Below are 12,894 nucleotides of genomic sequence, written 5' to 3' on the forward strand. Positions count from 1 at the left end.
ATCAACTAATCTGGCGTTGATTTTTGGCACGCTGTTGAGTTCTCAAGGTGCGGACGCTTCCTTTGTACTCACCCTCGCGGGCTTTCCTCCGGGCTTTTCCTTCGTTCCGAAGCTTATCAGATGTTTTCCATCCGATTTCCTCGGCGCTTTCCGGTCCGTTTCGCTTTCGCTCCGCGGCCCTTCCGGCGGTTCCGACTCTATCAGATCCTTTCGGCGTCTGATTCCCAGTCAGCGGGGTTTGTCTTTCCGGCTGTTGGGCCGTTCCGACGTCTCAAACTCTAGCGGATTCCCCCGTCAACTCATAATCGAGTCTTTCGAATTGAATTTCGGCATGCCAAAATTCGTCCCGGTGGGGAGATCGTGCTGAGTAGAGGTGCCGCATCAGCGGCGTGAGTGGCTGTCGAAGAACCGTTCCGGCTCCGTGACAACTCGGAGAACATTACGCATCCGGTGGGGGCGTGTCAACCCCCGGCCGGAGGGCGCGGTGGAGGGTGTCAATCCAGGTCCGTGAGGCGGCCGCCGGCGTCGGGCTGGGTGAGCTCCACCCGGCGCAGGAGGCGGATGAGGACCTCGCCGAGGACTCCCCTCTCGTCTGCCGTGAGGTCTTGGAGGAGGTCCTCCTCGAAGCCCGTGGCCATGCGCATGGCCTCCAGCCACTTCGAGCGGCCCTCGTCAGTGAGCTCGACGATCACGCGGACACGGTTGCTCTCGTCGCGGTCGCGGGTGACCAGGCCCTCGCCCGCCATGCGGTCGATGCGGTGGGTCATGGCGGCCGGGGTGAGGCCCAGTCGCTTGGCGAGCTCGCCCGGGCCCAGGCGGTAGGGCGCTCCGGCGAGGACCAGGGTCTTGAGGACCTCCCACTCGGCGTTGCTGATGCCGAGGTCGGCGAGCTGGCGACCGTACGCCACGTTCATCCGGCGGTTCAGTCGGCCGAGGGCCGAGACGACCTTCTCCACCTGAGGGTCGAGGTCGCGGTACTCGCGCTGGTAGGCGGCGATCTGCTCGTCGAGGGTCGGTTCCTGGGGGGCCTGCGGGCCGGACCGCTCGGGGGTGTCGGACATGCGGCGAGTATCCCACGCAGTTCGTTGGCGTTGAAGTCCTTCGCTGTGTACTGTTAAGGATCTAACTTTAGTGTTGAAGTCTTCAAGGTTCAGGGCTACACCTCTGAACCTGTGACCGAAGTGGGTGAGTGTGACCAAGGCGAGGGGCGCAGCGATGCGCCGTATTCAGGCAGGCAGCGCGCTGAGCGCGTTCGGACTCGGCTTCACCGTGCCGTACCTCTATGTGTACGTCGCCCAGGTGCGGGATCTGGGTGCGGCGACCGCGGGTGTCGTTCTCGCCGTCTTCGCCATGGCCGCGCTCGTGGTGCTGCCCTTCAGCGGGCGGGCCATCGACCGGCGCGGGCCGGTGCCCGTCCTGCTCGTCGCCTCGGTCGTGGCCGCCGTGGGTGCCCTGGCGATGGGCTTCGCGTCCAGCGTGCCCGCCGCCGTGGGTGCCGCGGCGCTGCTCGGCGCCGGTACGGCGGTGCTCCAGCCGGCGCTCGCCACGATGATCGTCTGGTGCTCGACGCCTGTGGGCCGGACCCGGGCCTTCGCCATGCAGTTCTTCCTGCAGAACCTCGGCCTCGGTGTCGGTGGTCTGATCGGCGGCCTGCTCGTCGACACGAGCCGCCCCGGCAGCTTCATCCTGCTGTTCTCCATCGAGGCGGCGATGTTCCTGGTGCTCGCCGCGGTCGTGGGGACCGTGCGGATGCCGGGCTCCCCCGCGCTGCGCGGTGCCCGTCCCTCCGAGGGCGGCAAGAGCGGCGGTGTCCGCGCGCTGCTCGGGCACAAGGCGATGGTGCAGCTGTGCGTCCTCGGGTTCGTGCTGTTCTTCGCCTGCTACGGGCAGTTCGAATCGGGTCTCGCCGCGTACGGGACCGAGGCCGCGGGGATCGAGCCGTCGACGCTCGGGATGGCGCTGGCCGCCAACACGGCGGTCATCGTGGCCGCCCAGTTCCTGGTGCTGAAGTTCGTCGAGCGCCGCAAGCGGACCCGCGTGATCGCGGCCGTCGGTCTGATCTGGACCGTGGCGTGGCTCATCGCCGGGTACGCGGGGCTCGGGCACGGCAGCCAGGCGATGGCGACCGCGGCGTTCGTCTCCACGTACGCGCTCTTCGGGCTCGGCGAGGCGATGCTGTCGCCGACCGTGGCGCCGCTGGTGGCCGATCTGGCGCCGGAGTCGATGGTCGGGCAGTACAACTCGGCCTTCGCCCTGGTCAAGCAGCTCGCGCTCGCAGTCGGTCCGGCCGTCGGCGGGCCCATGGGGGCCGCGCTGCACGGTCCGTACATCGTGACGTTCGTGCTCTTCTCGCTCGGCATCACGTTCCTCGCGGTCAGGCTCGGCCGCCAGCTGACCCCCGAGCAGAACCAGCCCTCGCCGGCCGCGGCCAAGCCGTCGAAGGTCGTCGCCCGGCACCAGCCGGGGCAGGCGGCCGGGCAGAAGGTCGAGCTGTCGGCCTAGGCGACCGCTGTCAGGGCTTGTTCGGGAGGGCGAACTCGCACCAGACCGCTTTGCCGCCGCCCGGTGTGCGGCGGCTCCCCCAGGACGAGGCGATCGTCGCGATGATCGAGATACCGCGACCCGCCTCGTCCTCTGTTTCCGCCCTGCGGCGGCGGGGCAGGTGGTCGTCCCCGTCCGTCACCTCGATGATCAGTCGGCGGTCCGTGCGGCGCATGCGCAACCGCATGGGCGGGGTGCCGTGCTGGAGGGAGTTCGCCACGAGCTCGCTGGTGGCGAGGACGCCCAGGTCACGCAGCTCGACCGGGAAGCGCCAGCTCGACAGGACGCCGGTGGCGAAGGCACGCGCGCGGGGCGCCGCCTCCACCCCGCCGAGGAGCTCCAGGGCCGCGTTGTGGAAGAGCTCGGCGTCCGAGCCCTGGCGGGAGGGGTGCTGGACGACGAGGACGGCCACGTCGTCGTCGTGCTCGGCGGTGACGCCCAGGGCGCGGAGCAGCCGGTCGCAGACGACCTGCGGGGTGCCGCTCGCGCCGGCGAGGGCACGGGCCAGGGCCTCGACGCCCTCGTCGATGTCCTCGCGGCGGCGCTCGACCAGGCCGTCCGTGTAGAGGACGGCGGTGGAGCCGGGGGGCAGGGCGATGGAGCCCGAGGCGTGCAGCCAGCCGCCGGTGCCGAGGGGCGGGCCCGTGGGGTCCTCGGCGAGGCGCACGGTGCCGTCCTCGTCCCGGACGAGGATCGGGAGGTGGCCGGCCGAGGCGTACACCAGCTTTCCCTCGCTGGGGTCGTGGATCGCGTACACGCAGGTGGCGATCTGGCTGGCGTCGATCTCGGCGGCGAGGCCGTCGAGGAGCTGGAGCACCTCGTGCGGGGGCAGGTCCAGGCGCGCGTAGGCCCGGACGGCCGTGCGGAGCTGGCCCATGACGGCGGCGGCGCGCACGCCGCGGCCCATCACGTCGCCGATGACGAGCGCGGTGCGGCCCGCTCCGAGGGTGATCACGTCGTACCAGTCGCCGCCGACCGCCGCGTCCGTGCCACCGGGCTGGTAGGTGGCGGCGATCCGCAGGTCGTCGGGCTGCTCCAGCTCCTGCGGGAGCAGGGAGCGCTGGAGGGTGACGGCGGTCTCGCGGTGGCGGCGCTCGCTGGCCCGGAGCCGCTCGGCGGCCTCGGCGTGGTCGGTGACGTCGGCGGCGTGGACGAGGACGCCGCCCTCGATGTGGGGGCTGTCGACGGGCAGGCACGTGACCGTGTACGAGCCGCCGTCCTGGGTGCGGCGGGACTTGACCGTCCGGGGCTTTCCGCTGCGCAGGACCTGGTCCATGAGGGGCAGCAGGCCGAGCTCCTCGGCCTCCGGGCAGGTGTCGGCGACGGTGGCGCCGGCGGGGCGGGGGCCGAACGCGGCGGCGTAGGCGTCGTTGACGTACGCGATGCGGTGCTCAGGGCCGTACACGAGGGCGACCAGGCCGGGGAGGCGGCCGAGGAGCTCCCTTACGGAGAAGTCCTCCAGGGCGGGGACCTCGGCGGTGTCGGCGGCGGTGCCTTCGGTGTCTTCGGGGAGTTGCTCCAGCTGCTGCCCGTACTCACCGCGGGCTGCGGGCACGGAGCCTTCGGTCCCCCGCGCCGCGCGGCGCTGCGTGCCGGGGAGCCGGGCGCTCCAACGGGTGAAGTTCACGGATCTGTATGCCTCGTGGTGTCGGTGCCGCGCAGAGTCACGCTGTGCAGGTGTGAGCCCACCTATGGTCACACGTCCAGTGTGGACGAGTGCACTGACAGTGATGTCAGGACGACGGCTTGTCGCCGTCTGCGGGTGGCGGTGCGGCGGCGAGTTCGAATTCGGCGCGCGGGTGTTCCAGCGAGCCGAGAGAGACGATTTCCCGCTTGAACAGGCCGGAAAGGGTCCATTCGGCGAGGACGCGGGCCTTGCGGTTGAAGGTGGGGACCCGGCTGAGGTGGTAGGCGCGGTGCATGAACCAGGCCGGGTAGCCCTTGAGTTTACGTCCGTAGACGTGGGCCACTCCCTTGTGGAGGCCGAGGGAGGCGACGGACCCCGCGTACGCGTGCGCGTACTCCCTGAGCGGGCGGCCGCTCAGGGAGGCGGCGACGTTCTCGGCGAGGACCTTGGCCTGGCGGACGGCGTGCTGGGCGTTGGGGGCGCATTCCTTGCCGGGTTCTCCGGAGGTGACGTCGGGGACGGCCGCCGCGTCGCCCGCCGCCCAGGCGTGCTCGACGCCTTCGACGGCCAGGCGGGCGGTGCAGCGGAGCCGGCCCCGTTCGTTCAGGGGCAGGTCGGTGGCGGCGAGGACGGGGGCGGGTTTGACGCCGGCGGTCCACACGACGGTCCGGGTGGGCAGGCGGGTGCCGTCGCTGAGGACGGCGATCCGGTCCTCGCAGGATTCGAGGCGGGTCCCCAGGCGGACGTCGATGTTGCGTCCGCGGAGCTCTCGGACGGCGTATCCGCCCATGTCCTCGCCGACCTCGGGGAGGATCCGGTCCGAGGCCTCGACGAGGACCCAGCGCAGGTCCTCGGGCTTGATGTTGTGGTAGTACCGCGCGGTGTAGCGGGCCATGTCCTCCAGCTCGGCGAGGGCCTCCACGCCCGCGTAGCCGCCGCCGACGAAGACGAAGGTCAGGGCGGCGTCGCGGATCGCGGGATCGCGGGTGGAGGAGGCGATGTCCATCTGCTCGATGACGTGGTTGCGCAGGCCGATGGCCTCCTCGACCGTCTTGAAGCCGATGGCGTGGTCGGCGAGGCCCGGGACCGGGAGGGTGCGGGAGACGGAGCCGGGCGCGAGGACCAGCTCGTCGTAGGTGAGCTCGATGCCGCCGCTGCCCTCCTCCTCGGTGGCGAGGGTGGAGAGGGCCGCGGTGCGCTTGGCGTGGTCGATGGAGCGGACCTCGCCGATGAGGATCCGGCAGCGGTCGAGGACCCGGCGGAGGGGGACGACGACATGGCGCGGCGAGATGGAGCCGGCGGCTGCCTCGGGCAGGAACGGCTGGTACGTCATGTACGGCTCGGGGGTGACCACCACGATCTCGACGATGCCGGCTCTGAGCTCGGCCCTGAGCTGCCGCTGGAGGCGCAGCGCGGTGTACATGCCGACGTAGCCACCGCCGACCACGAGAATGCGCGCAGGTTCGGTCACTGTCCCATGACGCAACGCCGTCCGTGGTTTGTCCACAGGCTCGACAAATTGTGTGACCGGAGGGGTACGGAGGCGCGGGGTGGCGCGCGAGCGGGGAACGAGGGCAACGGTGCAGGTCACAGCGTGCGTGACGGGTGGGCCGTGGGGTCGGAATCGGGAGTCTTCCGGGCCTTGCTCCGATCGGGGGGCGCACCGTACGGAACTGCCCCTTCTGAATTGACCCGGACTCAACTATGTTCGTACTTCATCGGGGTGTGGGACGGGAGCGCGTGGACCGAAGCGCTCGCGGGCCGGAAGCCCCGTGTCAGGGCGGGGAGTCTCCGGGGGGAGACATCATGAGCGGGGGAACGCTTATGCAGATTCAGGATTCACGGTGGCAGTCGGGCGCCGGTACGGCGACCGCTGACGACAGCCAGGGTGCCGGGACGGTGTCCCTGTCGGCGGGCGGCAGGTCCGCGCCGCTGCGGGTGGACGCCCAGCGCAATCTGGAGCACGTGCTGCGCGCCGCGCGCGAGGTCTTCGGCGAGCTCGGTTACGGGGCTCCCATGGAGGACGTGGCGCGCCGCGCCCGGGTCGGTGTCGGCACCGTCTACCGCCGCTTCCCCAGCAAGGACGTGCTGGTGCGGCGGATAGCCGAGGAGGAGACCTCCAGGCTGACCGAGCAGGCGCGGGCCGCGCTGGGCCAGGAGGACGAGCCGTGGTCGGCGCTCTCCCGGTTCCTGCGGACCTCGGTGGCCTCGGGTGCGGGTCGGCTGCTGCCTCCGCAGGTCCTGCGGGTGGGTGTCGACGAGCCCACGGGGCCGGTCGGCTCCGACGCTTCCGGTTCGTCTTTCGGTTCGGCTTCCGAGGACGCGGCCCGGGTGCCGCACCAGCGGGGTGTCGCCGATCCCGACGCCCGTGTGATCGCGCCGCGCCCCGTGCCGGCCGAGGAGCAGGACGACGCGGGGGCGGCGGAGCTGCTCGACGTCGTCGGCCGGCTCGTCGACCGGGCGCGTGAGGCCGGTGAACTGCGGGCCGACGTGACCGTGGCCGACGTGCTGCTCGTCATCGCGACCGCAGCTCCGGCGCTGCCGGACGCGGCGCAGCAGCAGGCTGCCTCGGCGCGTCTCCTCGACATTCTTCTCGAAGGCCTGCGCTCCCGGTAGGGGATACGCGGGGGCCTCCGAGGGCCTTCGGGGCCTACAGGCCTCGGGGGCCGCGGAGTTTACGTCGGGGGCGGTTTCCGTGCTCCGGGTGGACCAACGAGCATCGCACGAACGTGTGAGCGGTTACGCCCGGATACAGGAAGTCGCCCCGGACGAGTGGTAAGTGGACGCGACGCTTCGGCGTGCCCGCGCTCTGTGGCAGGCTTGGCCGGGTTCGGGTCTGGGCGTGTGTACGGGGGCTTCCGCGATGAGCGGTGACGGTCGGGACGATCCGCTGGGCAACGGCGGCGCGGAGACCGGGGGACTGCCTCCCCGTCAGGTCCCGAGCCAGGGTGGCCCGGGAAGCCTGCCCGGTGCGCACGCGAGCGGGACGTCGTCGAGCGGATCGTCGAGCGGATCGGGGACCGTCGAGGCGAGCGTTCCGCAGCAGCGCGAGGGCAAGGCGGGTGCCGGCGCGGGTCTCGGCCCGGGGGCCGGCGCGAGTGCCGGGGCCGGTGTCGAGCCGGGTTTCGGGTCCGGTGTCGGGCCGGGAGTCGGGTCCGGTGACTTCTCGGCGGACGAGCTGGGCGACGAGGGCGGTGGCGTCCTTCCGCCGCCCGTCGACCTGCCCCCCTCCGACTCCGATCTCGTCCAGCTCATGCGGGACGGCGACGACTCCGCGTACGAGGAACTCTTCCGGCGCCACTCCGAGGCCGTCCGGCGCTATGCGCGCACCTGCTGCCGGGACGCGCACACCGCCGACGACCTCACCGCCGAGGTCTTCGCCCGCACCCTCCAGGCGGTGCGCGGCGGGGCGGGGCCCGAACATGCCGTGCGCGCCTATCTGATGACCACCGTCCGGCGGGTCGCGGCGAGCTGGGCCAGGACGCAGAAGCGCGAGCACCTCGTCGAGGACTTCGCCGTCTTCGCGGCGGAGGCCTCCCGCTCCTCCGAGGTCTCCGACCAGACCGGTTCATTCGGAGCGGGGATGGACCTCGGCGCCGACGTCAGGGCCATGCACGAGGCCGAGCAGTCACTCGCCATGCAGGCCTTCCGCTCGCTGCCCGAGCGCTGGCAGGCCGTGCTCTGGCACACCACCGTCGAGGAGGAGTCGCCGAGCGACGTCGCCCCGCTCTTCGGGCTCACCGCCAACGCCACGGCCGTGCTCGCCAGCCGGGCCCGCGAGGGCCTCAAGCAGGCCTACCTCCAGGCCCACGTCAGCCAGTCCCTCACCTCCGGCGGCGACTGCGCCCGGTACGCGGACCGGCTCGGCGCCTACGCGCGCGGCGGCCTGCGGATGCGGGCCGAGCGCGGACTGCGCAAGCACCTGGAGGAGTGCGCCAAGTGCCGGCTCGCCGCCGGTGAGCTGGCCCATGTCAACGCCGGGATCCCCGCGCTGCTGCCGATCGCCGTCATCGGCTGGTTCGCCGCCGGGTACTCCCTCAAGGCCGCCGGTGTCGTCGCGGGCGGCGCCGTCGGTGCCGCCGGCGCGGGCGCTGCGGCCGCGGCCTCCGGCGCGTCCGGCGGGACCTCCGGAGGCGCGGCCTCGGGCGGCGCCGCCGCCGAGGGGCTCGGCCTGCCCGCGAAGGCCGGCATCGCGGCCGGTCTGGCCGTCGCCGCGGCCGCAGGGCTCGTCTGGGCCATGGCCGGTGACCCGCAGCCCGTCGCCGCGCCGAAGCCCACGCAGCCCGTCGTCACCCCCCTGGTACCGCCCGAGGCCGCTCCCCCGGCGAAGCCGACGCCGACGCCCGAACCGCCGCCCCCGCCCGTAGCGTCCGACCCGCCGAAGCCGAAGCCCAAGCCGACTCCGACACCTGAGCCGACGCCCACGCCGACGCCCAGCCCGGAGAAGCCTTCTCCCAGGCCCACACCGACGCCCACACCCCCGCCGACGGCCAGTCCCGAGCCCACACCGACGCCCACACCGACTCCGACGCCCACGCCGACGCCCAGCGCCGAGAAGACCACGCCCAAGCCGCCCCCGCCCGCACCGGCCACCGTCTACCCGGTCGACGAGCTGGAGTACGGGATCTTCGGCGACGGCACCAAGCCCGAGGTGTCCCTCTCTGACAGCAGCTGGATGTGGCCGCGGAACGGCCTCTCGATCAACGACACCCCGTACGCCCACGGGGTGAGCGTGCACGCGCCGTCCTCGCTGCTCATCAACCTCAACCGGCAGTGCAGCAGCTACGACGCGGTCGTCGGCATCGACGACATGAGCGCCCTCCTCGGCCAGGCCGGCGTCCGCTTCTCGGTCTACGGGGACGGCGAGCAGCTCTGGCGCTCCGACGTGGTCCGGGCGGGCGACCCGCCCCTCCCGGTGCACGTCGACATCACGGGCCGCTCGACGCTCCGGCTCGTGGTCGAGGAGCACACGCCCTTCGGCCGGGCCGCGGTCGCCGACTGGGCACAGTCCCGGATCAGCTGCTCCTGAACCGGTGCGCCGGTGCCGCGCCCGCCGGCCGTCGCGGCCCCGGCATGATCGACAAGACACCCCTAGGTCCTGTCGTCAAATTCCCGTCGTCCGCCCGAAGGGCGGGCCCTGCGGCGTCAGGTGCGTGCTCTCGGCGTGCCGGGCGCGGGCCCGCGTACTGGATGTACGCGGGTCTGTGCCCGGTGCGGTGAGAGTGCGTGCCAGACGCCGCAGGGCAGACGGGAATTTGACGACAGGGCCTAGCCCGGTGTCCTCGCCGCGTAGGCGTCAGCGAGTGCCAGGACGGCGTCCGGGCCGAGGCCCTGGCCGGCCGCGCGGGCGGCGGCGAGGCCGGTCGCGCCGAGGGCGGTGAGCGCCCGCGCCGTCACGTCCTCGGCCTCCCGCAGCTCGGGGACCGAGCGGGGCAGCTCGTGGCGCCAGGCGTCGACGGCGGCCAGGACCGTCACCGCGAGGGCCGGTTCGTCCGCCTCCGCCAGGGTCACCGCGAGCCCTTCCCCGAGCGCCGCCACGATGAGGTCCGCGCACTGGGCCTCCCGCGCGACGCGCAGCGCGACGGCGGCGGCTGCCACGGCGGCGGCGCCCCCGCCCTCGTACGCCTCGACGCGGGCCGCGAGTCCGGTCATCGCGGCCTCGAAGTGCGGCGGCGCAGGGCCGACCCCGACCAGCCGGCCGGCCGCCTCCAGCCGGGCGCGGGCCCCCTCGACGTCGCCGAGGTGGCAGGCGATGGCCGCGCCCAGGAAGCACACGAACATCTCCGTGTCCCGCACGTGGTAGCGCTCCGCCTCCCGGGTCGCCTCTTCGAGCCCCTTCACGGCGGCGTCCATGTCACCGGCGCGGTAGGCCAGTTCGGCGAGCCTGGCGATGAGGAACGGGGTCTCGGCATGGGCGCCGACCTCGCGGGCCAGGCCGAGGGCCTCCGCGTACGCCTCCCCGGCTGCCTCGTGGCGACCGCGCATCATGTTGGCCTCGGCCGCCGCGCTCGCGATCTGCGCGCCCATCCAGCGGTCGCCGACCCTGCGGGAGAGGACGCGGAGTTCGGCCAGGTCCGCGTCGATCCCGGCCACGCCGCCGGCCAGACCGCCGGGCATGTCGACGACCAGGTGCGTACGGAACATGAGGGTGACGCCGACCTCCCAGTCGCCGCCGTGGCGGCGGCAGTTGGCGACGGAGACGTCCAGCAGGGCTCGGATCCGGGCCGGTTCCTCGCTGAGGTACGCGGTGAACGGCCAGAGCAGGCCCGGGAAGCGGGCGGCCTCGGGGCCCGGCTCGCTGCCGAACGCTTCGCGCACCCTGGCGACCAGGGCGATGACCTCGCGGTCGTCGCGGTAGTGGGCGGCCGTATGGCTCTCGACCGCGAGGAAGAAGTGCAGCATGCGCAGGTGCATGCGCGGCCAGTACCGGGGGTCGGCCGGGTCGTCGGGGTCATCGCCGAGGGCGAGCGCGCGGTCCACCCAGGCCAGGCCCTCGGGACGGTAGTTGCGCAGCCACCAGAACCAGCCCATGGCGAAGACGAGCCGGTGGGCGGCGGGCTCGTCCGGGGTGGTGAGGAGGACGCGGTGGAGCGCGGCGCGGATGTTGTCGAGGTCCCGCTCGATCCGGTCGATCCAGGGGAGCTGCTCCCCTGACCGCAGCTTCGGCTCGGCCTCCTCGGCGAGGGCGGTGAAATGGGCGGTGTGAGCGGCTCCGGTGGCCGCGAGGAGCTCGGGGGTCTCGGCGGCGCGCTCGGCGGCGTACTCGTGGATGGTCTCCAGGAGTCGGTAGCGCATCTCGCCCTCGTCGGTGGGCGTGGCCACGACCAGCGACTTGTCGACGAGCGCGCCGAGCGTGTCGGCCGCCCCGGGGGTCAGGGCCTCGGCGGCGGCGAGGTCCCAGCCGCCCGCGAAGACGGAGACCTGGCGGAGAAGGGTGCGCTCGGCGGGTTCGAGCAGGTCCCAGGACCAGTCGACGACCGCGCGGAGGGTCTGCTGGCGGGGCAGGACCGTGCGGGAACCGGAGGTGAGGAGACGGAAGCGGTCGTCGAGGCGGTCGGCGATCTGGCGCGGGGTGAGGAGGCGGAGTCGGGCGGCGGCCAGTTCGATCGCGAGCGGCAGGCCGTCGAGGCGGCGGCAGATCTCGGCGACGGTCCCGGCATCGGCGTCGGCGACGGCGTGTGTCCCGGCGACGGCGTGTGTCTCGGCGGCGGCGCCGGTCCCGGCGACGTCGGTCCCGGCTGCCGGGTCGAAGGAGGGGCGTACAGCTCGGGCGCGCTCGAAGAAGAGGCGGTGGGCCGGGTCGGGCGGGAGGGGCTCGACGGGGCGGACCGATTCGCCGGGGACGCCGAGGGGTTCGCGGCTGGTGGCGAGGATGCGGAGCCGCGGGCAGTGGGTGAGGAGGGTCTCGGCGAGGGCGGCGGCCGCGCCGATCACGTGCTCGCAGTTGTCGAGGACGAGGAGGAGGGGGCGGCGGGCGAGGTACTCCACGAGGTGCGCGGTCGGATCGTCCTGGAGGGGCACGCCGTCGCGGCTGATCAGGTTGATCTCACGGAGGCGGAGTGCGGAGAGCACGGCTCCCGGGAGCGCCTCGGGGTCGTCGAGGGGGGCGAGTTCGGCGATCCAGGCGTCGGGGCCGGCGGCGCGCACCGCGGCCACCTCTGCGAGCCGGGTCTTGCCGGAGCCGCCGGGGCCGGTGAGCGTCACGAGGCGGGAGCGGGCCAGGTCGTCCTGGAGCGCGGCGATCTCGGGCTCGCGGCCGACGAAGGAGGTGAGGCGGGGGCGGATGTTGCCGGGGGTGGGGGTGGGGTTGGGGTTGGGGTTGGGGTTGGGGTTGGGGTTGGCGGGCGGCGTGGGGGTGAGGGGCGAGGTGGGGGCCAGGTTCGGCGTGGGAGTCGTGGGTTGTGCTGGGGTCGTGGGGGGTTGTTGTTGCGTACGGGGCTCGGGGGCCTGTGGGGGTATGGCCGCGAGGAGTTCGCGGTGGAGGGCGATGAGTTCGGGGCCCGGGTCGGTGCCGAGGGCGTCCGCGAGGGTGCGGCGGGCCGACTCGTACGCGGCGAGTGCGTCGGCATGGCGGCCCTCGGCCCGCAGCGCGCGGATGAGGTGGGCGCGGAAGGCCTCGTCGTACGGGTACGTGGTGGTGAGCTCGGTCAGCTCCGGTACGAGTCCGTCGGTGGCGCCCCGGCGCAGGTCGGCCTCGACGCGGCGGCGCAGGGCGGCGAGCCGCTGGGCCTCGGGGCGGACGCCCGCCGGGGCGGCGAGGTCGGCGAGGGCGGGGCCCCGGAAGAGGGCGAGGGCGTCCCGGAGGAGGGTGGCGGCGGTGTCGGGGTCGCCGGCGTCGAGGCGGGCGCCCGCGTCCCGGACACGGCGCTCGAAGACGTACAGGTCGATGTCCTCGGGACCGGCGGCGAGCCGGTATCCGGGGCCGGGGGTCGAGGCGACGGCCTCCGCGCCGAGGACCCGGCGGAGGCGGCCGACGAGGGCCTGGAGGGCGGCGGGCGCGTCCTGCGGCGGGTCGTCCCCGTACACGTCGTCGGCGAGCTCGGTGGTGGAGGCGGGCCGCCCGCCGCGCAGCGCGAGCGCGGCGAGGAGCGCGCGCAGCCGGGCGCCGCCGAGGGGGAGGGGGTTGCCGCGGGGGTCGAGGGCCTCGGTGGTGCCGAGGATGAGATACCGCACCGGGTCATTGTGTCGGGTGGGGTGCGGGGGCGCCTCGGGGTTTACCCGGCTGA

At 73.2% G+C, this 12,894-nt stretch carries 7 protein-coding genes; 3 read left to right on the top strand and 4 right to left on the bottom strand.

Annotation, left to right across the window (positions count from 1 at the left end; all coding sequences use genetic code 11):
• Window positions 1-494: 494 nt before the first annotated feature.
• A complete protein-coding gene (locus tag IE124_RS16540) occupies window positions 495-1,061 on the bottom strand; it encodes a MarR family winged helix-turn-helix transcriptional regulator (RefSeq protein WP_189508551.1) in 567 nt (188 codons plus the stop codon).
• Between the two features lie 154 nt (window positions 1,062-1,215).
• Here IE124_RS16540 and IE124_RS16545 point away from each other — a divergent pair, with 154 nt between their 5' ends.
• Window positions 1,216-2,502, top strand: coding sequence for an MFS transporter (locus IE124_RS16545; RefSeq protein ID WP_189508552.1), 1,287 nt, complete (start codon window positions 1,216-1,218; stop codon window positions 2,500-2,502).
• 10 nt (window positions 2,503-2,512) lie between these two features.
• Here the strand turns inward: IE124_RS16545 and IE124_RS16550 are convergent, their stop codons facing one another.
• Window positions 2,513-4,168, bottom strand: coding sequence for an ATP-binding SpoIIE family protein phosphatase (locus IE124_RS16550; protein WP_189508553.1), 1,656 nt, complete (start codon window positions 4,166-4,168; stop codon window positions 2,513-2,515).
• A 106-nt stretch (window positions 4,169-4,274) separates the two neighbouring features.
• On the bottom strand, window positions 4,275-5,639 hold the full coding sequence (locus IE124_RS16555) for an NAD(P)/FAD-dependent oxidoreductase (RefSeq protein ID WP_189508554.1): 1,365 nt from the start codon (window positions 5,637-5,639) through the stop codon (window positions 4,275-4,277).
• A 353-nt stretch (window positions 5,640-5,992) separates the two neighbouring features.
• Between IE124_RS16555 and IE124_RS16560 the strand changes: the two genes are divergently transcribed.
• Complete coding sequence (locus IE124_RS16560; RefSeq protein WP_229832511.1) at window positions 5,993-6,784, top strand: TetR/AcrR family transcriptional regulator; 792 nt, start codon at window positions 5,993-5,995, stop codon at window positions 6,782-6,784.
• A gap of 247 nt (window positions 6,785-7,031) precedes the next feature.
• Window positions 7,032-9,197 carry a sigma-70 family RNA polymerase sigma factor gene (locus IE124_RS16565; protein ID WP_189508556.1) on the top strand — a complete coding sequence of 722 codons (2,166 nt, stop codon included), beginning with the start codon at window positions 7,032-7,034 and terminating at the stop codon, window positions 9,195-9,197.
• A 239-nt stretch (window positions 9,198-9,436) separates the two neighbouring features.
• Here the strand turns inward: IE124_RS16565 and IE124_RS16570 are convergent, their stop codons facing one another.
• Complete coding sequence (locus IE124_RS16570) at window positions 9,437-12,841, bottom strand: AfsR/SARP family transcriptional regulator (RefSeq protein WP_189508557.1); 3,405 nt, start codon at window positions 12,839-12,841, stop codon at window positions 9,437-9,439.
• Window positions 12,842-12,894 lie beyond the last annotated feature (53 nt).

Origin of the sequence: Streptomyces narbonensis, from assembly GCF_014649015.1 — a bacterium.
GTDB lineage: Bacteria > Actinomycetota > Actinomycetes > Streptomycetales > Streptomycetaceae > Streptomyces > Streptomyces narbonensis.